General features: G+C 40.8%; 38 protein-coding genes. All 38 read right to left on the bottom strand.

Features of this window, described 5'->3' with window-relative positions; all coding sequences use genetic code 11:
- Nucleotides 1–25 precede the first annotated feature (25 nt).
- A complete protein-coding gene (locus RN80_RS03015; protein WP_060627422.1) occupies nucleotides 26–718 on the bottom strand; it encodes a histidine phosphatase family protein in 693 nt (230 codons plus the stop codon).
- A 244-nt stretch (nucleotides 719–962) separates the two neighbouring features.
- On the bottom strand, nucleotides 963–2,300 hold the full coding sequence (locus tag RN80_RS03010; RefSeq protein ID WP_060627421.1) for a PFL family protein: 1,338 nt from the start codon (nucleotides 2,298–2,300) through the stop codon (nucleotides 963–965).
- 9 nt (nucleotides 2,301–2,309) lie between these two features.
- Nucleotides 2,310–2,576 (bottom strand): ACT domain-containing protein, encoded by a 267-nt coding sequence (locus RN80_RS03005; protein ID WP_060627419.1) that lies wholly within the window; start codon nucleotides 2,574–2,576, stop codon nucleotides 2,310–2,312.
- A 263-nt stretch (nucleotides 2,577–2,839) separates the two neighbouring features.
- Entirely contained in the window at nucleotides 2,840–3,226 is a 387-nt protein-coding gene (gene rplQ, locus RN80_RS03000; RefSeq protein ID WP_000331493.1) for a 50S ribosomal protein L17, read from the bottom strand.
- Nucleotides 3,227–3,237: 11 nt separating this feature from the next.
- On the bottom strand, nucleotides 3,238–4,173 hold the full coding sequence (locus RN80_RS02995; protein WP_000568988.1) for a DNA-directed RNA polymerase subunit alpha: 936 nt from the start codon (nucleotides 4,171–4,173) through the stop codon (nucleotides 3,238–3,240).
- 42 nt (nucleotides 4,174–4,215) lie between these two features.
- On the bottom strand, nucleotides 4,216–4,599 hold the full coding sequence (gene rpsK, locus RN80_RS02990) for a 30S ribosomal protein S11 (RefSeq protein WP_001118385.1): 384 nt from the start codon (nucleotides 4,597–4,599) through the stop codon (nucleotides 4,216–4,218).
- 17 nt (nucleotides 4,600–4,616) lie between these two features.
- Nucleotides 4,617–4,982: a 30S ribosomal protein S13 gene (rpsM, locus tag RN80_RS02985; protein ID WP_000090781.1), complete on the bottom strand. Its 366-nt coding sequence runs from the start codon at nucleotides 4,980–4,982 to the stop codon at nucleotides 4,617–4,619.
- Nucleotides 4,983–4,999: 17 nt separating this feature from the next.
- The gene (rpmJ, locus tag RN80_RS02980; protein WP_001808836.1) at nucleotides 5,000–5,116 is read right to left on the bottom strand and encodes a 50S ribosomal protein L36; all 117 of its coding nucleotides are present in this window, start codon (nucleotides 5,114–5,116) and stop codon (nucleotides 5,000–5,002) included.
- A gap of 24 nt (nucleotides 5,117–5,140) precedes the next feature.
- Entirely contained in the window at nucleotides 5,141–5,359 is a 219-nt protein-coding gene (gene infA / locus RN80_RS02975; RefSeq protein ID WP_001029883.1) for a translation initiation factor IF-1, read from the bottom strand.
- A 116-nt stretch (nucleotides 5,360–5,475) separates the two neighbouring features.
- A complete protein-coding gene (locus RN80_RS02970) occupies nucleotides 5,476–6,114 on the bottom strand; it encodes an adenylate kinase (protein ID WP_001050436.1) in 639 nt (212 codons plus the stop codon).
- A 149-nt stretch (nucleotides 6,115–6,263) separates the two neighbouring features.
- Complete coding sequence (secY, locus tag RN80_RS02965; RefSeq protein ID WP_000465403.1) at nucleotides 6,264–7,574, bottom strand: preprotein translocase subunit SecY; 1,311 nt, start codon at nucleotides 7,572–7,574, stop codon at nucleotides 6,264–6,266.
- Between the two features lie 12 nt (nucleotides 7,575–7,586).
- Complete coding sequence (gene rplO / locus RN80_RS02960) at nucleotides 7,587–8,027, bottom strand: 50S ribosomal protein L15 (RefSeq protein WP_060627415.1); 441 nt, start codon at nucleotides 8,025–8,027, stop codon at nucleotides 7,587–7,589.
- A gap of 144 nt (nucleotides 8,028–8,171) precedes the next feature.
- Nucleotides 8,172–8,354: a 50S ribosomal protein L30 gene (gene rpmD / locus RN80_RS02955; RefSeq protein ID WP_000057241.1), complete on the bottom strand. Its 183-nt coding sequence runs from the start codon at nucleotides 8,352–8,354 to the stop codon at nucleotides 8,172–8,174.
- Between the two features lie 13 nt (nucleotides 8,355–8,367).
- Nucleotides 8,368–8,862 carry a 30S ribosomal protein S5 gene (gene rpsE, locus RN80_RS02950; protein WP_000874202.1) on the bottom strand — a complete coding sequence of 165 codons (495 nt, stop codon included), beginning with the start codon at nucleotides 8,860–8,862 and terminating at the stop codon, nucleotides 8,368–8,370.
- 17 nt (nucleotides 8,863–8,879) lie between these two features.
- Nucleotides 8,880–9,236 carry a 50S ribosomal protein L18 gene (gene rplR, locus RN80_RS02945; protein WP_000624044.1) on the bottom strand — a complete coding sequence of 119 codons (357 nt, stop codon included), beginning with the start codon at nucleotides 9,234–9,236 and terminating at the stop codon, nucleotides 8,880–8,882.
- Nucleotides 9,237–9,319: 83 nt separating this feature from the next.
- Nucleotides 9,320–9,856, bottom strand: a complete 537-nt coding sequence (rplF, locus tag RN80_RS02940; RefSeq protein WP_000086624.1) for a 50S ribosomal protein L6 — start codon at nucleotides 9,854–9,856, stop codon at nucleotides 9,320–9,322.
- Between the two features lie 188 nt (nucleotides 9,857–10,044).
- The gene (gene rpsH / locus RN80_RS02935; protein WP_000245504.1) at nucleotides 10,045–10,443 is read right to left on the bottom strand and encodes a 30S ribosomal protein S8; all 399 of its coding nucleotides are present in this window, start codon (nucleotides 10,441–10,443) and stop codon (nucleotides 10,045–10,047) included.
- A gap of 180 nt (nucleotides 10,444–10,623) precedes the next feature.
- On the bottom strand, nucleotides 10,624–10,809 hold the full coding sequence (locus tag RN80_RS02930; RefSeq protein ID WP_001085697.1) for a type Z 30S ribosomal protein S14: 186 nt from the start codon (nucleotides 10,807–10,809) through the stop codon (nucleotides 10,624–10,626).
- Nucleotides 10,810–10,826: 17 nt separating this feature from the next.
- Nucleotides 10,827–11,369 (bottom strand): 50S ribosomal protein L5, encoded by a 543-nt coding sequence (gene rplE / locus RN80_RS02925; RefSeq protein WP_000013542.1) that lies wholly within the window; start codon nucleotides 11,367–11,369, stop codon nucleotides 10,827–10,829.
- A gap of 23 nt (nucleotides 11,370–11,392) precedes the next feature.
- Nucleotides 11,393–11,698: a 50S ribosomal protein L24 gene (gene rplX, locus RN80_RS02920; protein ID WP_000497691.1), complete on the bottom strand. Its 306-nt coding sequence runs from the start codon at nucleotides 11,696–11,698 to the stop codon at nucleotides 11,393–11,395.
- A 78-nt stretch (nucleotides 11,699–11,776) separates the two neighbouring features.
- Nucleotides 11,777–12,145 carry a 50S ribosomal protein L14 gene (gene rplN / locus RN80_RS02915; RefSeq protein WP_000616545.1) on the bottom strand — a complete coding sequence of 123 codons (369 nt, stop codon included), beginning with the start codon at nucleotides 12,143–12,145 and terminating at the stop codon, nucleotides 11,777–11,779.
- Between the two features lie 25 nt (nucleotides 12,146–12,170).
- On the bottom strand, nucleotides 12,171–12,431 hold the full coding sequence (gene rpsQ, locus RN80_RS02910; RefSeq protein ID WP_000440801.1) for a 30S ribosomal protein S17: 261 nt from the start codon (nucleotides 12,429–12,431) through the stop codon (nucleotides 12,171–12,173).
- Nucleotides 12,432–12,455: 24 nt separating this feature from the next.
- Nucleotides 12,456–12,662, bottom strand: a complete 207-nt coding sequence (gene rpmC / locus RN80_RS02905) for a 50S ribosomal protein L29 (protein ID WP_000772918.1) — start codon at nucleotides 12,660–12,662, stop codon at nucleotides 12,456–12,458.
- Nucleotides 12,663–12,671: 9 nt separating this feature from the next.
- A complete protein-coding gene (gene rplP, locus RN80_RS02900) occupies nucleotides 12,672–13,085 on the bottom strand; it encodes a 50S ribosomal protein L16 (protein ID WP_000960946.1) in 414 nt (137 codons plus the stop codon).
- A 3-nt stretch (nucleotides 13,086–13,088) separates the two neighbouring features.
- Nucleotides 13,089–13,742, bottom strand: coding sequence for a 30S ribosomal protein S3 (rpsC, locus tag RN80_RS02895; protein ID WP_060627414.1), 654 nt, complete (start codon nucleotides 13,740–13,742; stop codon nucleotides 13,089–13,091).
- Between the two features lie 12 nt (nucleotides 13,743–13,754).
- Nucleotides 13,755–14,099, bottom strand: coding sequence for a 50S ribosomal protein L22 (gene rplV, locus RN80_RS02890; protein ID WP_000818137.1), 345 nt, complete (start codon nucleotides 14,097–14,099; stop codon nucleotides 13,755–13,757).
- Nucleotides 14,100–14,110: 11 nt separating this feature from the next.
- Entirely contained in the window at nucleotides 14,111–14,392 is a 282-nt protein-coding gene (gene rpsS / locus RN80_RS02885; RefSeq protein ID WP_000533766.1) for a 30S ribosomal protein S19, read from the bottom strand.
- A gap of 103 nt (nucleotides 14,393–14,495) precedes the next feature.
- A complete protein-coding gene (rplB, locus tag RN80_RS02880) occupies nucleotides 14,496–15,329 on the bottom strand; it encodes a 50S ribosomal protein L2 (RefSeq protein ID WP_000512911.1) in 834 nt (277 codons plus the stop codon).
- A gap of 17 nt (nucleotides 15,330–15,346) precedes the next feature.
- Nucleotides 15,347–15,643 carry a 50S ribosomal protein L23 gene (locus tag RN80_RS02875; RefSeq protein WP_001055347.1) on the bottom strand — a complete coding sequence of 99 codons (297 nt, stop codon included), beginning with the start codon at nucleotides 15,641–15,643 and terminating at the stop codon, nucleotides 15,347–15,349.
- Nucleotides 15,643–16,266 (bottom strand): 50S ribosomal protein L4, encoded by a 624-nt coding sequence (rplD, locus tag RN80_RS02870; RefSeq protein WP_000024547.1) that lies wholly within the window; start codon nucleotides 16,264–16,266, stop codon nucleotides 15,643–15,645. The genes RN80_RS02875 and rplD overlap by 1 nt, the downstream gene beginning before the upstream one ends.
- A 24-nt stretch (nucleotides 16,267–16,290) precedes the next feature.
- Nucleotides 16,291–16,917, bottom strand: a complete 627-nt coding sequence (gene rplC / locus RN80_RS02865) for a 50S ribosomal protein L3 (RefSeq protein WP_000160197.1) — start codon at nucleotides 16,915–16,917, stop codon at nucleotides 16,291–16,293.
- 82 nt (nucleotides 16,918–16,999) lie between these two features.
- The gene (gene rpsJ, locus RN80_RS02860) at nucleotides 17,000–17,308 is read right to left on the bottom strand and encodes a 30S ribosomal protein S10 (RefSeq protein ID WP_001284513.1); all 309 of its coding nucleotides are present in this window, start codon (nucleotides 17,306–17,308) and stop codon (nucleotides 17,000–17,002) included.
- Between the two features lie 253 nt (nucleotides 17,309–17,561).
- Entirely contained in the window at nucleotides 17,562–18,152 is a 591-nt protein-coding gene (gene nrdG / locus RN80_RS02855) for an anaerobic ribonucleoside-triphosphate reductase activating protein (protein WP_060627412.1), read from the bottom strand.
- Complete coding sequence (locus RN80_RS02850) at nucleotides 18,145–18,651, bottom strand: GNAT family N-acetyltransferase (RefSeq protein ID WP_060627411.1); 507 nt, start codon at nucleotides 18,649–18,651, stop codon at nucleotides 18,145–18,147. The genes nrdG and RN80_RS02850 overlap by 8 nt, the downstream gene beginning before the upstream one ends.
- A gap of 43 nt (nucleotides 18,652–18,694) precedes the next feature.
- Complete coding sequence (locus RN80_RS02845) at nucleotides 18,695–18,835, bottom strand: hypothetical protein (RefSeq protein WP_000521618.1); 141 nt, start codon at nucleotides 18,833–18,835, stop codon at nucleotides 18,695–18,697.
- 11 nt (nucleotides 18,836–18,846) lie between these two features.
- Nucleotides 18,847–21,054, bottom strand: a complete 2,208-nt coding sequence (gene nrdD, locus RN80_RS02840) for an anaerobic ribonucleoside-triphosphate reductase (RefSeq protein ID WP_060627410.1) — start codon at nucleotides 21,052–21,054, stop codon at nucleotides 18,847–18,849.
- 119 nt (nucleotides 21,055–21,173) lie between these two features.
- Nucleotides 21,174–22,724 (bottom strand): hypothetical protein, encoded by a 1,551-nt coding sequence (locus RN80_RS02835; protein ID WP_060627409.1) that lies wholly within the window; start codon nucleotides 22,722–22,724, stop codon nucleotides 21,174–21,176.
- Between the two features lie 254 nt (nucleotides 22,725–22,978).
- A complete protein-coding gene (gene cls, locus RN80_RS02825) occupies nucleotides 22,979–24,511 on the bottom strand; it encodes a cardiolipin synthase (RefSeq protein ID WP_060627408.1) in 1,533 nt (510 codons plus the stop codon).
- Between the last annotated feature and the right edge of the window lie 246 nt (nucleotides 24,512–24,757).

The following is a 24,757-nucleotide window of genomic DNA, read 5'->3' as shown; positions in this document are numbered from 1 at the left end:
TTCCTAGCAAGCAAGTCCAGACTGATTAAATAGAGGCTTCCTCCATCTTCTGCTGGCCTAACTCCCGGTAACTACGGTCGCCGACGACTTCAACGCTAAACTGCCCATCCTCATATTCAAGGATCGTCACGCTACCATTATCTAGACCATGCGGATGCATACCATTAATCAGATAAACAATGGTTCCAATGGTCATTCCGTGGCTCACGACAAGAGCATTGCCCCCACCTTGTTCTTCCATTTCTTTAGCAATCGCTTCAAAACCTTCCTTAATTCGGCCACTGAGTTTTTCCCAGCCTTCAGCCCAACCAGCTGTATCGACCTCTACCAAACCCTCAGCCAGTTCAGCATAAGATAATTGGTGAACGTGGTCCACATTAAAGATACGAGGAATAATGCCCATGAAAAGATCACCATCATAAGCTCCGTCAAAGCTACCAAAACACCATTCTCTGATACGCTTGTCCATACGATAAGGGATTTTCTCCTGCAGGCCAAGTTCTTCAAGAATGATTCCCATTGTCTGAATGGTGCGGCCAGAATCACTGGAATAAGCGCGCTCAAACTGTAGACCAGATTCTCGCAAACCGATTCCTAATTCTTGAATCCCTCGTTCACCTTCAGCTGTTAAGGGAGTATCGCTCCAACCTTGCGCGCGACCAATCGTGTTAAACATGGTCTTGCCATGACGTACCAAATACAATCGTACTTTTACCATTTTCCGTCCTCCATTTGCTTCTATTATATCATGGATGATAAAACAAAAGCCACCCTTACAGGCGACTTTTGCAGGAGATTATTATGAAAAAGTTTAGGAGTTCTATTAAATAAAGATATTAGATGAAAGTCAAATTCAAACTAAATCAGTGTTATCTGTTTCAAATAATATTAGGAGGTCTTTATTTAATGATTATAGTATACACATCAAACCTTAAATAGAGCTTAAAATTTCTCCTATTTTCTTAATTTTTAAAACTATGAATTGGTGCTGGGATTTGTCCTCCACGAGAAATGAAATCGACAGACGAAGCCCCATTGACTTTCATAACAGGTGCAGTTCCTAATAGGCCACCAAACTCAATCATGTCGCCTTCTTTTCCTTTAGGAATGATACGAACAGCTGTTGTTTTCATGTTAATGACACCAATTGCAGCTTCATCTGCAATCATAGCCGCAATGGTTTCAGCAGGTGTATCCTCCGGAATGGCAATCATATCCAATCCAACGGAACAGATAGCCGTCATAGCTTCTAGTTTTTCCAGATTAAGAGAGCCATTTTGCACTGCAGCAATCATTCCTTCATCCTCTGAAACAGGGATAAAGGCACCAGACAAACCACCAACTTGGTTGCAGGCCATAACTCCGCCCTTCTTAACTTGGTCATTCAAGAGAGCCAAGGCAGCCGTCGTTCCATGCGTACCAACTGTTTCTAGTCCCATTTCCTCAAGAACACGTGCTACAGAATCTCCAACCGCAGGAGTTGGCGCCAAACTCAAGTCCACAATACCAAACTCCACACCCAGTCTCTCACTAGCCATCTGACCAACCAATTGACCGATACGAGTGATTTTAAAGGCAGTCTTCTTGACCGTTTCTGCTACTACGTCAAAGCTCTCTCCACGAACTTTTTCCAAGGCACGTTTCACCACACCAGGACCAGAAACTCCGACATTGATAATAACATCTGCTTCACCAATACCATGGAAGGCACCCGCCATAAATGGATTATCCTCAACAGCATTAGCAAATACAACCAGCTTAGCAGCCCCCATATCAGAAAGATTTGCCGTTTCCTTGATAACTTGTCCCATATCTGCAACAGCGGTCATATTGATACCAGACTTGGTTGAGCCGATATTGACTGACGAGCAGACCTTGTCCGTTTCAGCCAAAGCGCGAGGAATAGAATTGATAAGAATCTCATCTCCCTTTTGATAACCTTTTTGTACCAAGGCAGAGAAACCACCAATAAAGTCCACTCCAATCTCTTTCGCAGCCTTATCAAGCGCTTTTGCCAGAACCACATAGTCTGTCGCATCTGTCGCTGCTCCAATCAGAGAAATAGGAGTCACCGATACACGCTTATTAACGATAGGAATTCCCAACTCAGCCGCAATTTCATCACCAACAGCCGCTAAATTAGCTGCCTTGCTCGTAATCTTTTGATAAATTTTCTCCGCAGCACGATTGATATCTGGATCAATACAGTCTAATAGGGAAATCCCCATGGTAATAGTTCTGATATCGAAGTTTTGCTCCTCAATCATGGCGATGGTTTCAGTAACTTGTCTAATATCCATGATAACCTCCTAGATATTAAACATAGCTTCGAAAATCGCTGCACTCTGAATATTGATTTTTACATTCAAAGTTTGCCCAAAGCTTTCAAATTCATTACGAAGATAGGTAAAATCTTGCTTTTCATCGCTAGAGACGACAGCCATCATCGTGAAATATTCATCCAAAACAGTTTGAGAGATATCATCAATATTTAAACCCAATTCTGCAATTTTACCAGAAACACCTGCAACAATTCCAGACTTATCTTTACCAACAACAGTTATAATCGCTTTCATAAGCAAACTCCAATTCTTCTTTTAATAGGAAACCTGAACATTAAACAGGATTCTTTTCAATAGTATAGCATAATTCTAACTAAAATACTCAAAAACGCCTGCTTACGAAGTTGTTCTTAAGAAAAAAACAATTTCGTAAACAAGCGTCTACTATCCCAACTTATGATGAGTGTTCCCGCTAGGACCGAAATCCTAGCGGTAGACCAGAGCTAGACTAAGAGCACAAGACTCCATCATCATAACACTCAACAAAATTGATGATTTTATACTAATTCGATGATCGCCATTGGCGCTGCATCACCACGACGTGGTTCAGTTTTAAGGATACGAGTGTATCCACCGTTACGTTCAGCATAACGAGGTGCGATTTCTGAGAACAATTTTTGAAGTGCTGTAGTAGAAGTGTACTTATCAGTTGCTTCATCATAGTTTTCAGATGCGATTTCATTACGTACGAAAGCAGCTGCTTGACGACGTGCATGCAAATCACCACGTTTACCTAGAGTAATCATTTTTTCAACAGTTTTACGGATTTCTTTAGCACGAGCTTCAGTTGTCACGATTGATTCGTTGATCAAAAGGTCAGTTGTCAAATCGCGAAGCATTGCTTTACGTTGTGAGCTAGTGCGTCCTAGTTTACGGTAAGCCATGTATTCCTCCTTTATTTATCTTTTAATCCAAGACCCAAATCAATGAGTTTGAGTTTCACTTCTTCCAAACTCTTGCGTCCAAGATTTCGTACTTTCATCATCTCTGCTTCAGATTTTTCTGTCAAATCATGCACAGTATTGATACCGGCACGTTTCAAACAGTTGTATGAACGCACAGACAAGTCCAGTTCCTCAATCGTACGATCCAAAATACGGTCGTCAGATTCAGTATCAGCTTCTTTCATCACTTCAGTTGACTTAGCAATCTCAGTAAGATTTGTAAACAAATCAAGATGTTCTGTCAAAATACGTGCTGAAAGCCCTAAAGCATCTTCTGGAATAATTGTTCCATTTGTCAAGATTTCAAGGGTTAATTTGTCAAATCCATCATTGCTACCTACACGAGCAGGTTCCACTTGATAGTTGACTTTTGTAACTGGTGTATAAATAGAATCTACAGCAAGTGTTCCAACTGGTGCATTATCCTTTTTATTTTCATCAGCAGGTACATATCCACGACCACTGTTAACAGTCATAGTCGCTTTTAGAGAAGAACCTTCACCGATTGTAAAGAGATAATGATCTGGATTTACAATTTCAATATCGCTATCTGTCAAAATGTCACCAGCTGTTACTTCAGCAGGACCTTCAACATCTAGTTCGATGATTTTTTCGTCTTCAACGTACGATTTCACTGCAATTCCTTTAATGTTCAGAATGATTTGCATCACGTCTTCACGAACACCTGGAACTGTGTCAAACTCATGTAACACACCATCAATGTTGATAGATGTCACAGCTGCTCCTGGTAGAGAAGCTAGAAGTACACGACGAAGAGAGTTACCAAGAGTTGTACCGTAGCCACGTTCAAGTGGTTCGATTACAAACTTGCCATAATCTTTATTTTCATCAATTTTTGTTATATTTGGTTTTTCAAACTCGATCATTTAGTTACTCCCTCTTAAACGAAAAGCAGTGTAATGCGATGATTATACACGGCGACGTTTTGGAGGACGAGCACCATTGTGTGGCACTGGAGTCACATCACGAATTGCTGTTACTTCAAGACCAGCGGCAGCAAGCGCACGAATAGCTGACTCGCGACCAGAACCTGGACCTTTTACAGTAACTTCAACTGATTTAAGACCGTGTTCTTGTGCAGATTTAGCAGCAGCTTCAGAAGCCATTTGAGCAGCGAATGGTGTAGATTTACGAGAACCTTTGAAACCAAGAGCACCAGCTGATGACCAAGCAATTGCATTACCATGCACATCAGTAATCATAACAATAGTGTTATTAAATGTAGCGTGAATATGAGCAATACCAGATTCGATATTCTTTTTCACACGACGTTTACGTGTTGGTTTAGCCAAGACTTTTACCTCCTATATTATTTTTTCTTACCAGCGATCGCGACAGCTTTACCTTTACGAGTGCGAGCGTTGTTTTTAGTGTTTTGTCCACGGACAGGAAGTCCACGACGGTGACGGATACCACGGTATGAACCGATTTCCATCAAACGTTTGATGTTCAAGTTTACTTCACGACGAAGGTCACCTTCAACTTTGATTGCATCCACTTCACGACGGATAGCATCTTCTTGATCTGATGTAAGATCACGTACACGAACATCTTCTGAGATTCCAGCAGCAGCCAAAATTTTCTTAGATGTTGCAAGTCCGATACCATAAACATAAGTCAATGAGATTACTACGCGTTTGTCATTTGGAATGTCAACTCCAGCAATACGAGCCATGTTTTCTCCTTTCTATCTTATCCTTGACGTTGTTTGTGTTTTGGATTTGCTGGGCAAATTACCATAACACGACCATTACGACGAATAACTTTACAGTATTCGCAAATTGGTTTGACCGATGGTCTTACTTTCATTTCTTATCCCTCCAAGTTTTTCGATTATTTAAAGCGGTAAGTGATACGTCCACGTGTCAAGTCATATGGACTCATTTCGACAGTAACACGATCTCCCGCTAAAATACGAATATAGTTTTTACGAATTTTACCAGAAACTGTTGCTAAAATCTGATGTCCATTTTCAAGTTCAACCGTAAACATTGCATTCGGCATTGTATCAACTACTTTGCCTTCAACTTCAATCACATCGTCTTTTGCCACGCAAAAGCACCTCCATAAATTTCGATTCGATGCCTCTAGACACAGAGACAACAATTATAAGTCAGACTATCTCAGTATAACATTTGTAGCGGATTTTTGCAAGTGTGAAAAACGCTTTATTTCAAATTTGTCAATACTTTTTCGATATCTGAGAAGACATCATTGATATCTTGATTACCTTCGATGTCATGAACCAAACCTTTGGCACGGTAGTGAGCAATGATTGGTTCCCCTTGAGCAATATTCACATCCAAACGACGTTTCACTGTCTCAGGTTTGTCATCTTCACGTTGGTAGTAATCTTCTTCTTTATAGTCAACTGGTGGGTTAAAGACCTTGTGGAAAGTTTCTCCAGTTACGCGGTGGATAATACGACCACTCAAACGTTCCAAGAGGCTGTCTGGATTTACTTCAATGTTGATGACACCTTCTAGTTCAATGCCAAGTTCAGCCAATGTTTTGTCCAAGGCATGAGCTTGTTCAATTGTACGTGGGTAACCATCCAACAAGAATCCTGTTTCTTTAATATCATCTTGTGAAAGACGTTCTTTTACGATCCCATTTGTAACTTCGTCAGGAACCAATTCACCCTTGTCAATGTATGACTTGGCAAGAACACCCATTTCAGTTTGATTTGCCATAGCAGCACGGAACATATCACCTGTTGAGATATGTGCAACATGGAATTGTTCTACGATTTTTGCTGCTTGAGTTCCCTTACCTGCACCAGGTAAGCCCATAATCAAAAGATTCATGATTAGATCTCCTTATTTTATTTTTAAATAGAAGCAAAAAGTCTTTTCACCCCTATTTAAAAACAAAATAGAAGAGGGGAGACCAAACTCTCACTAATGTTAGAGTTAAACCTCCACTCCCTCAGCATTTACTGATTCTGTAAATACTTTTATTCTGTTCTGTCCATGAAACCAACATACTTACGTTTCAATAGGTAACCTTCCAATTGTTTGATTCCTTCAATACCTGTAGAGATAATGATCAAAAGACTGGTTCCTCCAAAAGCAACTGCTTCTGAAAGTCCGAAAACATCTTTTGCTACAATCGGTAAAATGGAAATCACACCAAGGAAGAGGGAACCAACCGTTGCAAGACGACGAAGAAGCTTAGACATATATTCTTCTGTACCTTTACCAGGACGAACTCCGTGGATATAGGCACCGCTCTTTTGTAGGTTCTCTGCTGCTTTTTCAGGATTAATCTGTACAAACGTATAGAAGAATGTAAAGAGAATAATCAACAAAGCATACATGGCAATCCCAGTTGGTGAAGTTGTTGCCAGCATTTCTTGTGCTGTTCTTACCCAAGCCCAATCATGACCTGTAGCGCTCAAAAACTGAAGAATAGCCGCAGGCGCTGCAGTAATCGAACTTGCAAAGATAACAGGGATAACTCCAGCAGGGTTTACCTTCAAAGGAAGGTAAGAGCTAGATGGAGCACCTTGTGCAACCTTAGTATATTGGATTGGAATTTTGTATTCTGCTTGTTGAACATAAGTTGTAAAATAAATGATCAACAATACAGTAATAATCAAAATGATTACGAAAATGATAGATGAGTTGATACGGCTACTTGGGACATTCACAAAGTAGTCCACATAGATGCCCTGAATCATCTCTGGAATTGAGGCAACAATCCCGGCAAAGATAATCATAGAAACACCATTCCCGTATCCCTTATCTGTAATTTGCTCTCCCAACCAAGTCACAATCATACTACCAGCTGTTAAGATGATACCAATCATGATAAAGACTTGTGGAGTAAGAGCTGTTTTCAACAATTGAGCTCCAGCCAAAGTATTAAAACCAGCTGTAATCCCGATAGATTGCACAAAGGCTAGAACAAGAGCAATATAACGAGTAGCTTGATTTAATTTTCTTCGACCTACTTCCCCTTGTTTACCCCACTCTACAAACTTGGGTAAAATATCCATTTGCAAGAGTTGGACAACGATAGAAGCCGTAATGTAGGGACTAACACCAAGAGCAAAAACTGAGAAGTTTTTCATGGCATTCCCTGAGACCAAACTCAACATGTTTAAGAAGGATAATCCACTTAAAGCATTCAAGCTATTGGCATTCACACCAGGAACTGTAATGCTAGTTCCGATACGAAAGACCAAAACGATAAAAATTGTAAATAAAATTTTTGATCGAACCTGCTTAACTTTAAGAGCTTCTCTTAATAATTTAAAAAACATAGGTCACCTCTCTTAGATGACTTCTACTGAACCACCTTTAGCAGTGATAGCTTCTTCAGCTGATTTAGAGAATTTAGCTGCTTTCACAGTCAATTTCTTAGTCAACTCACCGTTACCAAGAACTTTAACACCTGATTTTTCAGCTTTAACAATTCCTGCTTCGATAAGAACAACTGGAGTAACTTCAGCACCATCTTCAAAGACGTTCAATTGGTCAAGGTTCACAATTGCGTATTCTTTAGCGTTGATGTTAGTGAATCCACGTTTTGGAAGACGACGGAACAATGGAGTTTGTCCACCTTCAAAACCAAGGCGAACTCCGCCACCGCTACGAGCTTTTTGACCTTTTTGACCACGACCAGATGTTTTACCGTTACCTGATGAAGTACCACGACCAACGCGGTTACGTACTTTACGAGAACCTTCTGCAGGTTTCAATTCATGAAGTTTCATTTTTATTTTCTCCTCTTTTGTAAAATGCTAGCGCCGATAAGGGAGAAAAGGTTGTCTCCCCCATCAACTCGCCTATACGACGTCATCATAGATGACTATATCTAGTTTTAGGGGATGGTATAGTGCACATCCCCTAAAAATTCATTAGTTTACTTCTTCAACTGTTACCAAGTGAGATACTGCTGTGATCATACCACGGATAGCAGCGTTATCTTCTTTAATAACAGAGCTGTTCAATTTGCCAAGTCCAAGTGCTACAACAGTTTTACGTTGTGATGGAATGCGTCCGATTGGAGACTTAGTCAAAGTAATTTTAATTTGAGCCATTTTATCCCCTTTCTTATGCCAAATCAGAAACTGAAATACCACGAAGGGCAGCAACTTCTTCAGCGCGTTTCAATTGTTTCAAACCTTCAACAGTTGCACGAACAATGTTGATTGGAGTGTTAGAACCAAGTGATTTAGATGTAATATCTGCCACACCTGCCAATTCCACAACGGCACGAACTGCACCACCAGCGGCAACTCCAGAACCTTCTACAGCAGGTTTCAACAATACTTTAGCTCCACCGAATTCTGAAAGAACTTCGTGTGGGATTGTTGTTCCAACCATAGGAACTTCGATCAAGTTTTTCTTAGCATCATCTACTGCTTTACGGATTGCTTCTGGAACTTCTTGAGCTTTACCAGTACCAAATCCTACGCGACCGTTGTGGTCACCAACAACAACAAGAGCTGCGAAACGAAGACGACGTCCACCTTTAACAACTTTTGTAACACGGTTGACAGCAACTACGCGTTCTTCTAATTCAACTGCATTGTCTTTAAATGCCATTTTCTAGTGTCCTCCTATTAGAATTTCAATCCGTTTTCACGAGCTGCATCAGCCAAAGCTTTCACACGTCCGTGATATAGATATCCACCGCGGTCGAACACCACTTCTGAAATACCTTTAGCGTTTGCACGTTCTGCAACGAGTTTACCGACAGCAACGGCTTGTTCAGTTTTAGTTCCTTTTGAAACTTCTTTGTCAAGAGTTGAAGCACTTGCGAGCGTTACACCCGCTACGTCATCAATCACTTGAGCGTAGATGCCTGTATTAGAACGGAATACGTTCAAACGTGGGCGATCAGCAGTTCCAGAGAGTTTTCCGCGAACGCGACGGTGGCGTTTTTGGCGGAGTTTGTTTTTATCTGGTTTTGAAATCACAGTTTTCACCTCTTTAGTTTTAAATCGTGTGCTATGCACAAAGTTGGAAAATAGGTTGGTGGTTGAGAATCAACCACTCAACATTATTTACCTGTTTTACCTTCTTTACGGCGAACGAATTCACCAACGTAACGGATACCTTTACCTTTATATGGTTCTGGTGAACGAAGGCTACGTACGTAAGCAGCTGTTTGACCAACTACTTCTTTTGAAATTCCGCTAACAACGATTGTTGTTGGGTTTGGAAGTTCAAAAGTAATTCCTTCTGGAGCTTCAACTTCGTCTGGATGAGATTTACCAACAGCCAAAACAAGTTTAGATCCTTGAAGTTGTGCACGGTAACCAACCCCGCGCATTTCAAGTTCTTTCTTGAATCCTTCTGATACACCAATAACCATGTTGTTCAAAAGGGCACGAGTAGTTCCGTGGATAGTTTTCATCTCTTTTGAATCGTTTGGACGGTGAAGAGTTACTTCAGTACCTTCCACACGGATTTCAATATCTTTTGAGAACTCACGAGTAAGTTCTCCTTTAGGTCCTTTTACAGTTACAACGTTGTCATTGTTAGTGATTTCAACACCAGCAGGCAACACGATAACTTTATTACCAATACGTGACATGTTTATTTTCTCCTGTTAGATTGTCAGGCCAGAACGGCCAGTTTTCACGGGGGCTAAATCGATTTCTCGATTTAAAGGAACATTTAGGTTTCAATTTCAAAGTGAATCTAGGCATCGTCTCGCAGGCATAACTTTAGGTTAGGCAAGAGACGATAACGAAGAGTCACAAAGAAATTGAGAGCTAAATATTACCAAACGTAAGCGATAACTTCTCCACCAACATTCTTTTGGCGTGCTTCTTTATCAGTAAGCAAACCTTCAGAAGTTGAAAGGATAGCAATTCCAAGTCCGTTAAGAACTTTTGGAAGGTCTTCACGTTTTTTGTAGACACGAAGTCCTGGTTTAGAAACACGTTTCAAGTTAGTGATAACTTTTTCACCGTTTGGTCCGTATTTAAGAAATACACGGATGATGCCTTGTTTGTCATCTTCGATGATTTCAACGTTTTTTACAAAACCTTCGCGTTTAAGGATTTCAGCAATCCCTTTTTTGATGTTTGATGCAGGTACTTCAAGTACTTCGTGTTTAGCTTGGTTAGCATTACGAATACGAGTTAGGAAGTCTGCGATTGGGTCAGTCATAACCATTTTGTTTTTCTCCTCTTACTAGTAGTTTGCAAGTTGCACTTGCTAGTTAATGATTGAGCTAGGCTCAGAATATGTTTCTAGGTTTCAATTCCTAAGTGAGTCTAGGCATCTGCTTGCAGGCATAACTTGAGTTAGGCAAAAGCAGATAACGACGAATCACGACGGGATTGAAAGCTAGAATTACCAAGATGCTTTTGTTACACCAGGAATTTGTCCTTTGTAAGCTAATTCACGGAAGCAAACACGGCAAAGTTTAAATTTGCGGTAAACTGAATGTGGACGACCACATTTTTCACAACGAGTATAAGCTTGAGTAGAGAACTTCGCTGGACGTTTGTTCTTAGCAATCATTGATTTTTTAGCCATTAGATTTACCTCCTATATTATTTTGCAAAAGGCATTCCAAGGCCTGTAAGCAATGCACGTGACTCTTCGTCAGTGTTAGCAGTTGTTACGATAACGATGTCAAGACCACGAGTTTTGTCAACGTCATCGAAGTTGATTTCTGGGAAAATCAATTGTTCTTTCACACCAAGTGTGTAGTTTCCGCGTCCATCAAATGATTTTGTTGGAACACCGTGGAAGTCACGTACACGTGGAAGTGAAACTGAAACCAATTTATCCAAGAATTCGTACATACGTTCACCACGAAGGGTAACTTTTGCACCGATCGCAACACCTTCACGAAGACGGAAGCCGGCGATTGATTTTTTAGCTTTAGTGATAAGTGGTTTTTGACCTGAGATAAGTGCCAATTCTTCAGCAGCTTTTTCAAGGCTTTTAGCGTTTGATACAGCTTCACCAACACCCATGTTCAAAACGATCTTATCTACTTTAGGCACAGCCATCACTGATGAGTAGTTGAATTGTTCTGTCAAAGCAGGAACTACTTCATTAAGATATTTTTCTTTTAAACGATTTGCCATTATACTTCTCCTTTCCTTCGTGATTAATCAAGCACTTCGCCTGATTTTTTGTTGTAGCGAACTTTTTTACCGTCTACAAATTTGTAACCAACACGACCAGCTACACCATTTTTGTCCAAAACTTGAACGTTTGATACGTGGATAGCTGCTTCTTTCTCGATGATACCACCTTGAGGAAGTTCGTTAGTTGGACGTTGGTGTTTCTTAACGATGTTAACACCTTCAACGATAACTTTGTTTACTTTTGGAAGGGCAGTAAGGACAACAGCTTCTGTTCCCTTATCTTTACCAGCGATTACGCGAACTTTGTCGCCTTTTTTTACAAACATTAGGTTTCTCCTTGATTTTTCTTACGCCCATAAGGGCACCCTGGAGGTAAATCCAGGGGACTAGTTTGTTTCTAAAAATTAAAGTACTTCTGGAGCAAGTGACACGATCTTCATGAAGCCACCTTCACGCAATTCACGTGCAACTGGGCCAAAGATACGTGTTCCGCGAGGAGTTTTATCTTCACGGATGATAACTGCTGCGTTTTCGTCAAATTTGATGTATGAACCATCAGCACGACGAGCACCTGATTTAGTACGAACGATAACTGCTTTAACAACGTCACCTTTTTTAACCGCACCACCAGGAGTAGCTTGTTTTACAGATGCCACGATAACATCACCGATGTTTGCAAATTTACGTCCTGAACCACCAAGAACTTTGATAGTCAAGATTTCGCGAGCACCGCTGTTGTCTGCGACTTTCAAACGAGTTTCTGTTTGAATCATTTCAGTTTTCTCCTTTCAGGTTTGATTAGATGATGACCGCTTCTTCAACAACTTCTACAAGACGGAAACGTTTTGTAGCTGAAAGCGGGCGAGTTTCCATGATACGTACGATATCGCCTTCTTTGGCAACATTGTTTTCATCATGAGCTTTGTATTTTTTAGAGTAGTTAATACGTTTACCATAGACTGGGTGGTTACGTTTTGTTTCAACTACAACTGTGATTGTCTTGTCCATTTTGTCAGATACAACACGTCCAACAAGAACTTTACGATTATTGCGTTCCATTGAAATTTCTCCTTCCCTAGTCTATTATTTCGCTTCAGATTGAACTGTTTTGATACGAGCGATTTGTTTTTTAACTTCTTTCAAGCGAGCTGTTTGTTCCAATTGACCAGTAGCAGCTTGGAAACGAAGTTCAAACAATTCTTTTTTCAATTCGTTTTCGCGCTTCGCGAGTTCTTCTTGAGAAAGACCACGAAGTTCTTTAACAAATTCTTTTACTTCATTAAGTTTCATGCCTTCTCCTTATTCTGCTTCACGTTTTACGAATTTACATTTAACTGGCAATTTGTGGCTAGCAAGACGAAGCGCTTCGCGAGCGATCTCTTCAGATACACCAGCGATTTCGAACATCACTTTACCACGTTTAACTGGTGCTACCCAACCTTCAGGTGCCCCTTTACCAGATCCCATACGCACACCGATAGCTTTAGCAGTGTATGATTTGTGTGGGAAGATTTTAATCCAAACTTTACCACCACGTTTCATGTAACGAGTCATGGCGATACGAGCAGCTTCGATTTGGCGGTTAGTGATCCAGTGGCTAGTTGTAGCTTGAAGACCGTATTCACCGAATGCTACTTCTTTTCCACCTTTTGCTTCACCGCGCATTTTTCCACGGAATTCACGACGGTGTTTAACACGTTTAGGTACTAACATTGGTTATTTACCTCCTTTAGTGTTTTTGCGAGCTGGAAGAACTTCACCACGGTAGATCCATACTTTAACACCAAGTTTACCGTATGTAGTATCTGCTTCTTCCCAAGCGTAATCGATATCTGCACGAAGTGTGTGAAGTGGAACAGTTCCTTCAGAGTATCCTTCAGCACGGGCGATATCTGCACCGTTCAAACGACCTGATACTTGAGTTTTGATTCCTTTAGCTCCAGCACGCATTGCACGTTGGATTGCTTGTTTTTGTGAACGACGGAAAGCAACACGTTGCTCCAATTGACGAGCAATTCCTTCACCTACAAGGTGAGCATCCAAATCAGGTTGTTTGATTTCGATGATGTTGATGTGTACTTGTTTTCCAGTCAATTTGTTAAGTTTTGCACGGAGTGCATCAACGTTAGCACCACCTTTACCGATAACCATACCTGGTTTAGCAGTGTGAAGTGAAACGTTAACTTTGTTTACTGCGCGTTCGATTTCGATAGTTGAAACTGCTGCGTCAGCAAGTTCTTTTTGAACGAATTTACGGATTGCAAGATCTTCATGAAGGTAATCCGCGTATTCTTTTTCAGCATACCATTTGGCATCCCAATCACGGATGATGCCGACACGCATACCAATTGGATGTACTTTTTGACCCACGATTTTACCTCCTTATTTTTCTGCAACAGCTACAGTGATGTGAGCTGTACGTTTGTTGATTGGTGAAGCTGAACCTTTCGCACGTGGACGGAAACGTTTCATAGTTGGTCCTTCGTTTGCGAATGCTTCAGATACTACCAAGTTAGCTTTATCCAAACCAAAGTTGTTTTCAGCGTTAGCTACAGCTGAGTTCAAAACTTTCAAGATGATTTCAGCAGCTTTGTTTGGAGTGAATGTCAAGATTGCGATTGCATCGGCTACGCTTTTTCCACGGATGTTATCAAGAACAAGACGTGATTTACGAGGTGAAACACGTACTGTACGAGCCATTGCTTTAGCTGAAGTAATTTCTGCCATTTATGTTCTCCTTATTTTCTACGTGTTTTCTTGTCGTCTGCAGCGTGACCTTTGTAAGTACGAGTTGGTGCAAATTCACCAAGTTTGTGACCTACCATGTCTTCTTGGATGTAAACAGGTACGTGTTTACGACCGTCATAAACTGCAATAGTGTAACCAATGAAACTTGGGAAGATCGTTGAACGACGTGACCAAGTTTTAATAACTTTTTTCTTTTCGTCGTTAGCTTGAGCTTCAACTTTTTTCATCAAATGCTCATCGACGAAAGGTCCTTTTTTAAGACTGCGTCCCATTTTTATATTTTCTCCTTTAAATGTTGTACCACAGCGGCTTGCGCTCACATGTAGCGCTACCGAGCTGGCGGATTTACTAGTTGCTTAAGCGACTAGTTTAATATTATTTCTCGTTGCGACGACGAACGATAAGTTTGTCAGATTTCGCTTTCTTGTTACGAGTTTTAAGACCAAGAGCAGGTTTGCCCCATGGAGTAGATGGTGCTTTACGACCAACTGGTGCTTTACCTTCACCACCACCGTGTGGGTGATCGTTAGGGTTCATTACAGAACCACGAACTGTTGGGCGGATACCTTTCCAACGGCTACGTCCTGCTTTACCAAGGTTTACAAGTCCATGTTGTTCGTTTCCGACAACACCAACTGTAGCACGGCAAGTTCCAAGAATCATACGAACTTCACCTGATTGAAGACGAACAAGAACGTATTTGCCTTCAGAACCCAATACTTGAGCAGATGCACCAGCAGCACGTACCAATTCACCACCACGACCTGGTTTCAACTCGATGTTGTGGATCAAAGTACCAACTGGGATGTTAGCAAGTGGAAGTGCGTTTCCGACTTTGATATCTGCTTCTGGACCTGAAACGATACGTTGACCAACTTCAAGACCTTTTGGAGCGATGATGTATGCTTTCACACCGTCAGTGTAGTGTACAAGAGCGATGTTTGCAGAACGGTTTGGATCGTACTCGATTGTTTTAACAACTGCTTCAACGTTGTCTTTGTTACGTTTGAAGTCAACCAAACGGTAGAAACGTTTGTGTCCACCACCTTGGTGACGAACTGTGATACGACCGTTGTTGTTACGACCAGCCTTGCTCTTCAATGCAACAAGCAATGATTTTTCAGGAGTGCTTGTTGTGATTTCAGCGAAATCCAAAGAAGTCATATTACGGCGACCGTTTGTTGTTGGTTTATAAACACGAATTCCCACGATATTTCCTCCTTAGATTATTCAGCTTCAGCAGCAAACAACTCGATTGCTTTAGAATCAGCTGTAAGTGTGATGATAGCTTTTTTAGTTTTGTTAGTAAAACCAGTGTAACGTCCAACACGTTTAGCTTTTGGTTTTACGTTGATTGTGTTAACATTTGCAACTTTAACACCTTCGAAAGCAGCTTCAACAGCTTGCTTGATCAAAAGTTTGTGTGCACGAGTGTCAACTTCAAATACATATTTTCCTGCTTCAAGTTGAGCCATTGAGCTTTCAGTGATTACAGGTTTTTTGATAACATCATACAAATTCATTATGCAAGAACCTCCTCGATTTTAGAGATAGCTGCTTGAGTAACAAGAAGTTTGTCACTATTTGCGATGTCAAGAACACTTGCAGTTGTAGCAGTCGCAACTTTCACGTTTGGAAGGTTACGAGCTGAGAGAGCTGCGAATTCGTTTCCTTCTTCAAGAATAACAAGGACTTTAGAATCGATGCTCAAAGCTGCAAGAACTTTTGCAAATTCAGCAGTTTTTGGAGCTGTAAATTCAAGAGAATCAACGGCTACAAATTTATTTTCAGCAACTTTTTCTGAGTAAACAGATTTAAGCGCAAGGCGACGAACTTTTTGAGGAAGTTTGTACGCATAGCTACGTGGAGTTGGTCCGAAGACGATTCCACCACCACGCCATTGTGGAGAGCGGATAGAACCTTGACGAGCACGTCCAGTTCCTTTTTGACGCCATGGTTTGCGTCCGCCACCTGAAACAGCTGAGCGGTTTTTAACTGCGTGAGTTCCTTGACGAAGGCTAGCACGTTGGCTGATGATCACATCAAACACAACAGATTCATTTGGTTCGATACCAAAGATTGCATCATTAAGAACAACTTCGCCCGCTTGTTTACCAGTTTGGTCGAATAATGTTACATTTGCCATTTTGACTGTATTCCCCTTTCCTTATTATTTACCAGCTTTAACTGCTGACTTGATAGTGATAAGAGATTTCTTAGCACCTGGTACGTTACCTTTGATAAGGATAACGTTCTTTTCTGGAACAACTTGTACAACTTCAAGGTTTTGAATTGTTACGCGGTCGCCACCCATACGTCCTGCAAGGTTTTTACCTTTGAATACGCGGTTAGGTGCAACAGGTCCCATAGAACCTGGACGACGGTGGTAACGAGAACCGTGAGCCATTGGTCCACGTGATTGTCCGTGGCGTTTGATAACACCTTGGAAACCTTTACCTTTAGAAGTACCAGTTACGTCAACAACGTCTCCAGCTGCGAATGTTTCAACTGTAATTTCAGCACCAACTTCCAAGCCTTCAACGTTTTTGAATTCACGAATGAAGCGCTTAGGAGCCGTGTTAGCTTTCGCTACATGTCCTTTAGCAGGTTTGTTGCTCAATACTTCGCGTTTGTCATCGAAACCAACTTGGATAGCGTTGTATCCGTCTGTTTCAACAGTTTTAACTTGAAGAACAACGTTTGGAGTTGCTTCAATAACTGTTACAGGGATCAATTCGCCAGCTTCAGTGAAGATTTGAGTCATTCCCACTTTTTTCCCTAAGATTCCTTTTGTCATGAGAAAATAGTTCCTTTTCTATATTTTTTATTCAAAAAGTTTTTAACGAGCGTTTTTTATGCTCAAGGTATCAAGCTTTAGATTAAAGTTTGATTTCTACGTTTACACCACTTGGAAGATCCAATTTCATCAAAGCATCAACTGTTTTTTGAGTTGGGTTAACGATATCGATCAAACGTTTGTGTGTACGCATTTCAAATTGTTCGCGAGAGTCTTTATATTTGTGAGTCGCACGAATGATTGTGTAGAGGCTACGTTCAGTTGGAAGTGGGATTGGACCCGCAACTTGTGCACCTGTACGAGTAGCTGATTCTACGATTTTTGCAGCCGCTGTGTCAAGCGTACGGTGTTCGTAAGCTTTCAAACGGATACGGATTTTTTTGTTTGCCATCTTTTTCTCCTTTTCGTCTATTTAAGATAATAGGCTAGCTCCACAAGAAAACCGACGCGGCGTTGCGTGGCAATGCAACCGAGCGTGTCGCAACCTCTTGCATCAAAGCTAAGGCTGTAATTTACAGCACCATAATAGAATAACACAAAGCCCCTGCGATTGCAAGGGATTTGTTACTGTTTTTTAAAATTTTTAACATGAAAATGTTTTCTTTTTTGATAGGTCATTTATTTAAGTATTTTATAGAAGAAAGTTACTCTCTCTTCACCTGTTCATAGCTTTCTTTTCCATCATTGAGCTTGTCCCAAATCACTACTTGCCCACTTTCTAGCGATTTTTGCACATCGATAATTCGTTGATTGGAAGAACCTCGAAACTGGAGCATAAGATTTCTCTTAGTTCGATCGTATCGTCCATCGACAAGAATGTCAATCAATGATAAGAGTTCCAGTTTATCTGGAGTTTCCAACATCATTTCTTCCCATGTATAGCCCGTCCAGGACCAGATATCTTTATCTGGCAATTCCTTTCGGATGCGTTTAACCAGAGGCAAGAGAATCCCAGTATTGAGAAAGGGCTCCCCTCCCAGCAAGGTCAATCCTTGAACATAAGGTTGAGCAAGGTCTGCCATGATCTGTTCTTCTAATTCTGCTGTATAGGGAATGCCAGCATTGAAGGACCAAGTCGCTACATTATAACACCCCTCACAGTGAAACATGCAGCCTGATACATAGAGAGAGTTACGCACGCCTTCTCCATCCACAAAGTTAAAGGCCTTGTAGTCGATGATACGCCCTTGACTGAGCTCTTCACTTTTCCATTCTTGTGGTTTTGGATTATTCATTCGCTACCTCTATCCAATAACGCTCGACTCCATTACGAACATCCTCAATGAGACCTCCATTTGCTAAAATGACTGCTCTGCTAGCAGGATTATTTACGCTACAGGTCACAAGAGCTTTCTTGATGTTCTTTTCCTTAGCAACTTGCAAGCCCTGACGGAGAGTTTCCTTAGCATAACCCTTGCCTCTTTCTGATGGACGAATGGAGTAGCCAATGTGGCCACCTTCTTCTAGTAAAAAGTTACTGAGGCGCAACCGGAGATTAAGAAATCCAATTGCTTTACCTTTCACAGAAAAAGCTACTAACTGAATTGCGGGAACCCATCCTTCAGTCAAATTAATCCCCATTTCCTGATTCTGATTACTTTCCAACCACTCTTCATACACAAAGTTCTCTGTATCCCAAAATCCTCCATCATGGGCTGATTGGCTCTTTTCAAACTCTGCCATCATCTCTAAAACTGTTTCTTTATCTGCTAATCTTGGTCTACGTAGTTCCATCCTTACCTCCCACTAAGAGAAAAGCGAGAGCTGACTCTCACTTTTATTTCTTCTTATTCTTATTTAAAAATTGTTCTCTGAGGTTGAGCAAGCGTTCTTTTTTACCAGCTCCACCTTTAGAGTGTTTCTCGTGATAACGGGTCACTTGTGCACGCCCCTTATCGTCTAATTGATATTTTCCCATTTCACTTCTTTCTAATTTGTTACTTGATGCCCAGCTATTTTAATCGTTGAACCATTCATATGTTTGACACGCGCTGCGATTTCCTTGTGACGTCCATTAACCATCGGACGCGCTTGAGGATTGCCTAAATAGCCACAAGTCCGTTTAACAACGTCTACTGTTTTAGGGTCGCTATTCCCACAGTTTGGACAAGCAAATCCTCTCTCAGTTGGTTCAAAATCCCCTTCAAAGTCACACTTGTAGCAACGGTCTATTGGAGTATTGGTCCCAAGATAGCCCACACGGTCATAGGCATAATCCCAAACAGCTTCCAGAGCCTTTGGATTTTGCTGAAGGACTGGATACTCACAATAATGGATGAAACCACCTGACGCACCTGCTTCCGGATAGACTTTCTCAAAGTCTAATTTTTCAAACGGTGTTGGATTTTTACGAACATCGTAGTGGAAAGAGTTGGTGTAGTATTCCTTGTCTGTAATATCAGGAATAGAGCCAAACTTGTCTGTATCTAGTCGGCAGAAACGGTCTGTCAAACTTTCGGACGGTGTTGAGTAGATAGAGAAATGGTAGCCATATTGGTCAGACCACTCTTCTACACGGCGTTTCATATCACGAATGATATCCAGCGTGAATTCCTTAGCATCTGGATTGCTTTCCCAACTATTTCCAAAGAAGACAGTAGCCACTTCATACAAACCGATATAGCCCAGCGAAACGGTTGCGCGACGATTCTTAAAGAGCTGGTCAACACTTTCTTCTTTACCTAGACGATGGCCAAAAGCACCGTACTGATAGAGGATAGGAGCATTCGCTGGTGTCGCCTCTTTAGTGCGTTCGACACGATAAACAAGAGCATCTTCAGCGATATTCATCCGCTCGTTGAAGATTTCCCAGAACTTATTCATGTCGCCCTCAGACTCAAGAGAAATACGAGGCAGGTTAACTGTCACAACACCCAGGTTCATACGACCTGAATTGACTTCTACACCATTCTCATCCTTCCATCCTTGAAGGAACGAACGGCAACCCATAGGAACCTTGAAAGAACCTGTCAACTCGATAATCTTATCGTAAGACAAGACATCTGGGTACATCCGCTTGGTTGCACACTCAAGAGCCAACTGCTTAATGTCGTAGTTGGGAGTCCCTTCTTCTAAGTTGAGTCCTCTTTTAAGCGTGAAGATAAGTTTAGGGAAGATAGCTGTGCGGTGTTCTGAACCAAGTCCCTTGATTCGGATGTTCAAGATAGCTTTTTGAATTTCACGCTCAAAACGATTGGTTCCCAGACCAAAACCTAGTGAAGTAAAAGGTGTTTGACCATTTGAAGTGAAGAGGGTGTTGATTTCATACTCAAGAGATTGCATAGCATCATAGATGTCTTTTTGCGTTTTCTTCCAGGCATAATCTTCCCGCTTTTCAGGCAAGACCCATTCTTCCGCATCCTTAAGGTGTTTTTGATAATTCTTCTCTGCGTAAGGCGCCAAAACTTCATCGATACGGTCAGCTGAACAGCCACCGTACTGGCTAGAAGCAACGTTGGCGATAATTTGAGAAATCTGAGCTGTCGCAGTCTGGATAGACTTGGGACTTTCTACCTCTGCATTTCCAATCTTAAAACCATTTTCCAACATACCTTTAAAATCAATCAAACAGCAGTTGGTCATAGGGGTGTAGGGACTGTAGTCCAAATCGTGATAGTGGATATCCCCCTTTTGGTGGGCATTGGCTACGTGCTTAGGAAGCATTTGCAGTCCGATTGATTTCCCAACAATCCCTGCTGTCAAATCACGCTGAGTGTTAAAGACATCACTGTCTTTATTAGCATTTTCATTGACAACTGCCTGGTCTTTGTTAAGAAGCTTATGGATACTAAAGTTAATATCTGTCGCTTTTGAGCGCTCAAAATCCCTTTGTGTCCGATAAGTAATATACTCCTCAGCCAGCGCATATTCTTTGGCTTCAAGCAGTTCATGTTCTACGATATTTTGAATTTCGTAAATCTTAACCCCCTGTGGAAAGCGACTATGAATTTCTGTGACAATTCGCTCGGTCAGAGCATTTAGGCGCTTTTCGACTAAGGGTGTCACATCCATAACCTTGTCTGCCGCCTTGTGGAGAGCCTTGTCAATCTTGTCCACATCAAATACAACACGTCTCCCATCTCGTTTCTCAACGAAGAGAGTTGGCAAAATTGTAATTTTTTCTTCTAGTGCAATCATATGCATGCTCTTTTCTAAAATGTTCTTTCTAAAAAGTATTATACCACTCTAAAAAGAAAAATCAATATCTTGTGTTAAAAATCCTAAAATTTTTAAAAATACACAAGATATTGATTTGATTATTTAATTTTATAGACTTTAAACTCTGAGTAATCAGTCTTTACTTGTTGGTAATTTTCTTTCAAAATTGTTTCCACTTCAGACCAGACTGCTACCTTATCATTCACCACAATCACCTTAGGTTGGTTTTCTTTCAAGTCATTGATTAAACTAGTTTTATTCTCTTCTGTATTCGTATAAAGAAGAGGTGATGGGAACATGGATCCAGCCAAACGCTGGCTTTCTTTATACATCTGAACATGTGAATCCCAAATATAGATTTGGTCACCATCACTCGTCTCTTGTTTGACTCTATCTACCACTTGATGTTGTTCTCTATAAGAAGCTGGATGCAAGACAAAACGAGCTACAAAAGGAATTGCAATCAGATAAACCACCACTAGGATCGGTAAGTAGAGATTCCCTTTCATGAATTTTTTCCATAGAGTAGGAACTTCCTCTCTTCTCCGACGACGATCTCCTCTAGCTGAATGTTTCCCACGAATACTGGTCATCAAAAGAAGGAGTAAAAATGGAAGGATTAGAATCAAACGCGAACCGTGAAGAGGTTCTTGAGAAAAAAGCAACAAGGCTAATACAAATAAGAAAGTAAAACTAGCTGGTACTGAAATAACATATAATCTTGATGCCTTTGATTGGAACAATCCTAGAAAAACAAGGAAGAGAGCTCCTAAACCAAAGGTCAACAAACCATAGAATACAACATTATCCATTAGTTGAGGATTCAAGACCTGAAGGGAATCAATCGGATATAAAAGACTCCCTAGAGCCTCTCCAAAACCACCTGAAGCAAGAACATAATATCCTACTGGGTAAAAGATGAGAGAAAAGCCAAGTGCTGCTGCAAAAAACTGATAAACTCCATGAGCAAGGCGGCCATGCCCAACATTAAAGACAAATAAACCAATCGTTACTACTGCAATAAAGAAAAGACTTGTAAGAGGCTCTATGAAAAATGATAGGGCCAAGAAAATCCCCAGACGTAGAAATCCCTTGTCATGGTTAGGATTTGATAGATAAGCTGCTATGAACGAAAATCCTGCAAACAGAAATGGCAAAGCTAAAATCGTAGCATATCCTCCTCCAAAACCGAGACCGGATACCAAAATATAAAATATGGTTAAGAGTTGCTTGGCTTGTTCCCTTTGTCCCGTCAGATAGTCAGTTGAAGAAAAGAGGAAATAACCTCCTCCTAAGAGGGCTAGCCATTCTACCAAGGCAAAAAGAATGCCTCCTTGGGTGATGTAAAGTAGCAAGTAATAAATAAGACCGTGACTAGCATAATAGCTACTGTAGAGCTGTCCTCCCTGATGCCAAGCCCACCCTATATACAAATCCTGCGCCTGAGAGGGACTTACCATATCTAAAAGTAAAGGTATCACCACAGAAAAAAACGTTGCAATCGTACTTCCAATGATGAGTCTGAAAAACGGGAAAGCTACCTGTTCTTCTTTTTCTACATGAGATTCAAGGTTCCTATCCAATCTATTTTCAATTTCATTACTCTGTATCGTTTCGGATACTTCTTCGATTCTGCCATATACAGCCATGTCGTTTCTCCTATTCAATTTATCTGTCTTAGTATATCAAAAAGACCTAAAATTGTCAGCTTGCGATGGCTGTTTGAGTGATTTTTTGCATAGTTTCACAAAGGTTTCAATTTCCCGAAATCGGTGTAAATGCGTCTGTTTAAATGACATGATATAATCCAATTCTTTCTGAGTCAGCATCATTCCCCCTCTATCTTTCTATTCGTAAAAGGCAAGAAAAATAGGACTGGGTTGTGTCCTAAGTCCTAGATTTCTTATAAGATTGGGGCAAATAACTGGGCAATTTCCTTAATCAATTTTTGATACCAGCTATTTTTTATCGTATGAGGGAAAATTTCTTGAGATACTGAAAAAATCTCCTGAAAATCTTTTTGAATCTCTGTGATTGATGCCGTTTTATATAGCAAAACTGCATCTTCATAGTGATGAAGCAAACTTCTATAATCTAAATTAATCGTTCCAACTGCAGCAAAGTCCTTGTCCACTAGGATTTGTTTACTGTGGATAAAGCCTGGACTATACTCAAAAATCCTGACTCCTGCTGACAAAAGATCCGGATAGGCTCCTCTTGTTATGAGCTGGATTAATTTTTTATCCGGAATGAAAGGAGTCACGATGCGGACATCAACACCCCTCATGGCTGCATTTTTAATACTCTCAGTTAAATCATAGTCAATAATCAAATAGGGTGTTGTGATATAGACTGAATCAGTAGCCTGATTAATCAAACTTTGATAAACTTTTTTCCCTACTTGAGTACGGAAGATGGGCTTGGGTCCACTACCGTAAGGAATGCAGAGCCCTTGGCCAGAACAAGGCTGATTTTCCAGGTGATACTGGTCAAAATCGCTGATTTCCCCACGATTGATGTACCAAGTCATCAAAAAAAGACGGGTTAGAGCCTTGACACCAGGGCCATCTATGCGAATCCCACTATCCTTCCAATAGCCAAAACGTTCTACATGATTGATGTACTCATCGGCTAAGTTAATGCCTCCTGTATAAGCTACCTGACCATCTATGACAAGGATTTTCCGATGGTCCCGATTGTTGTAAGCCACCGTCAAGCGAGGAATCACCTTGTTAAATTTATGGGCTTCAATTCCTCGACTACGAAGCTGAATAGTATAATCTCCAGGCAAAGTCGCCATACAGCCGATATCATCATAGAGCATCTTGATCTCTACACCCTGAGCTGCCTTTTGCTCTAGTATATCTAGTATGCTATTCCACATTAGACCTTCTTCGACAATATAGTACTCTAGAAAGATAAACTTTTCAGCTTTCTTGAGGTCTTCCAACATATGTTGCCACATGCTTTCACCCGAAGAAAAGAATTGTGAATCGGTTCGATCATATACATCGGCATTGCTATCCATACTCAACAAAGATTTGATAACTCCGTAAGCCGCCTTATCCTCTTCCTTCAATTTCTGGCGGAGAGCTTTACTGTTATCCTCCCGAAAATGCATAGAACCAAGTTTGTCCAACTGCTTGATTTCTTTTTTGGACAATCGCCTTTCACCAAACATCAGATAGAGCAAAGGACCAATGACAGGAACAAAAGTTACCACTAACCACATCACTTTGCTTTCAGGCGCCATTGAACGATTGACAATCGCTACGATAGTCGCCATACTCATAAAGATTAAGACAATAACCCACAGAATAGGAGCCATACGCCCTAAGTAAAGAAAGAGACCAAAAACAAGAGAAAGTTCAAGCAGCATAATCGAAAGACTGAAGCCATACTTGGACATTAATAATTGAAATTTTCTATATTTCATATCCCCTCCTTGATATTTTGATACTCAATGAAAAGCAAAGAGCAAACTAGGAAGCTAGCCGCAGGTTGCTCAAAACACTGTTTTGAGGTTGCAGATGGAAGCTGACATGGTTTGAAGAGATTTTCGAAGAGTATGAATGCTAAAAACAGGTAATTAATATTAGTATAACGCAGGTATTCGGTAGAAGGCAAGTATTTATAATCATTTTTCTGAGTAAAAGCAAAAGAGACTGACAAAACCAGTCTC

Source organism: Streptococcus mitis (genome assembly GCF_001281025.1).
GTDB classification, from domain to species: Bacteria; Bacillota; Bacilli; order Lactobacillales; family Streptococcaceae; genus Streptococcus; species Streptococcus mitis_AK.
Note: the sequence above shows the minus strand (reverse complement) of the source record. Positions and strands in the feature narration are given on the sequence as shown.

Coding starts and splice junctions, on each gene's coding strand:
- RN80_RS03015 (WP_060627422.1), bottom strand. CDS start 718: ATGGTAAAAGTACGATTGTATTTGGTACGTCATGGCAAGACCATGTTT.
- RN80_RS03010 (WP_060627421.1), bottom strand. CDS start 2,300: ATGGATATTAGACAAGTTACTGAAACCATCGCCATGATTGAGGAGCAA.
- RN80_RS03005 (WP_060627419.1), bottom strand. CDS start 2,576: ATGAAAGCGATTATAACTGTTGTTGGTAAAGATAAGTCTGGAATTGTT.
- rplQ (WP_000331493.1), bottom strand. CDS start 3,226: ATGGCTTACCGTAAACTAGGACGCACTAGCTCACAACGTAAAGCAATG.
- RN80_RS02995 (WP_000568988.1), bottom strand. CDS start 4,173: ATGATCGAGTTTGAAAAACCAAATATAACAAAAATTGATGAAAATAAA.
- rpsM (WP_000090781.1), bottom strand. CDS start 4,982: ATGGCTCGTATTGCTGGAGTTGACATTCCAAATGACAAACGCGTAGTA.
- rpmJ (WP_001808836.1), bottom strand. CDS start 5,116: ATGAAAGTAAGACCATCGGTCAAACCAATTTGCGAATACTGTAAAGTT.
- RN80_RS02970 (WP_001050436.1), bottom strand. CDS start 6,114: ATGAATCTTTTGATTATGGGCTTACCTGGTGCAGGTAAGGGAACTCAA.
- secY (WP_000465403.1), bottom strand. CDS start 7,574: ATGTTTTTTAAATTATTAAGAGAAGCTCTTAAAGTTAAGCAGGTTCGA.
- rplO (WP_060627415.1), bottom strand. CDS start 8,027: ATGAAACTTCATGAATTGAAACCTGCAGAAGGTTCTCGTAAAGTACGT.
- rpmD (WP_000057241.1), bottom strand. CDS start 8,354: ATGGCTCAAATTAAAATTACTTTGACTAAGTCTCCAATCGGACGCATT.
- rpsE (WP_000874202.1), bottom strand. CDS start 8,862: ATGGCATTTAAAGACAATGCAGTTGAATTAGAAGAACGCGTAGTTGCT.
- rplF (WP_000086624.1), bottom strand. CDS start 9,856: ATGTCACGTATTGGTAATAAAGTTATCGTGTTGCCTGCTGGTGTTGAA.
- rpsH (WP_000245504.1), bottom strand. CDS start 10,443: ATGGTTATGACTGACCCAATCGCAGACTTCCTAACTCGTATTCGTAAT.
- RN80_RS02930 (WP_001085697.1), bottom strand. CDS start 10,809: ATGGCTAAAAAATCAATGATTGCTAAGAACAAACGTCCAGCGAAGTTC.
- rplE (WP_000013542.1), bottom strand. CDS start 11,369: ATGGCAAATCGTTTAAAAGAAAAATATCTTAATGAAGTAGTTCCTGCT.
- rplX (WP_000497691.1), bottom strand. CDS start 11,698: ATGTTTGTAAAAAAAGGCGACAAAGTTCGCGTAATCGCTGGTAAAGAT.
- rplN (WP_000616545.1), bottom strand. CDS start 12,145: ATGATTCAAACAGAAACTCGTTTGAAAGTCGCAGACAACAGCGGTGCT.
- rpsQ (WP_000440801.1), bottom strand. CDS start 12,431: ATGGAACGCAATAATCGTAAAGTTCTTGTTGGACGTGTTGTATCTGAC.
- rpmC (WP_000772918.1), bottom strand. CDS start 12,662: ATGAAACTTAATGAAGTAAAAGAATTTGTTAAAGAACTTCGTGGTCTT.
- rplP (WP_000960946.1), bottom strand. CDS start 13,085: ATGTTAGTACCTAAACGTGTTAAACACCGTCGTGAATTCCGTGGAAAA.
- rplV (WP_000818137.1), bottom strand. CDS start 14,099: ATGGCAGAAATTACTTCAGCTAAAGCAATGGCTCGTACAGTACGTGTT.
- rpsS (WP_000533766.1), bottom strand. CDS start 14,392: ATGGGACGCAGTCTTAAAAAAGGACCTTTCGTCGATGAGCATTTGATG.
- RN80_RS02875 (WP_001055347.1), bottom strand. CDS start 15,643: ATGAATTTGTATGATGTTATCAAAAAACCTGTAATCACTGAAAGCTCA.
- rplD (WP_000024547.1), bottom strand. CDS start 16,266: ATGGCAAATGTAACATTATTCGACCAAACTGGTAAACAAGCGGGCGAA.
- rplC (WP_000160197.1), bottom strand. CDS start 16,917: ATGACAAAAGGAATCTTAGGGAAAAAAGTGGGAATGACTCAAATCTTC.
- rpsJ (WP_001284513.1), bottom strand. CDS start 17,308: ATGGCAAACAAAAAAATCCGTATCCGTTTGAAAGCTTACGAACACCGT.
- nrdG (WP_060627412.1), bottom strand. CDS start 18,152: ATGAATAATCCAAAACCACAAGAATGGAAAAGTGAAGAGCTCAGTCAA.
- RN80_RS02850 (WP_060627411.1), bottom strand. CDS start 18,651: ATGGAACTACGTAGACCAAGATTAGCAGATAAAGAAACAGTTTTAGAG.
- RN80_RS02845 (WP_000521618.1), bottom strand. CDS start 18,835: ATGGGAAAATATCAATTAGACGATAAGGGGCGTGCACAAGTGACCCGT.
- nrdD (WP_060627410.1), bottom strand. CDS start 21,054: ATGATTGCACTAGAAGAAAAAATTACAATTTTGCCAACTCTCTTCGTT.
- RN80_RS02835 (WP_060627409.1), bottom strand. CDS start 22,724: ATGGCTGTATATGGCAGAATCGAAGAAGTATCCGAAACGATACAGAGT.
- cls (WP_060627408.1), bottom strand. CDS start 24,511: ATGAAATATAGAAAATTTCAATTATTAATGTCCAAGTATGGCTTCAGT.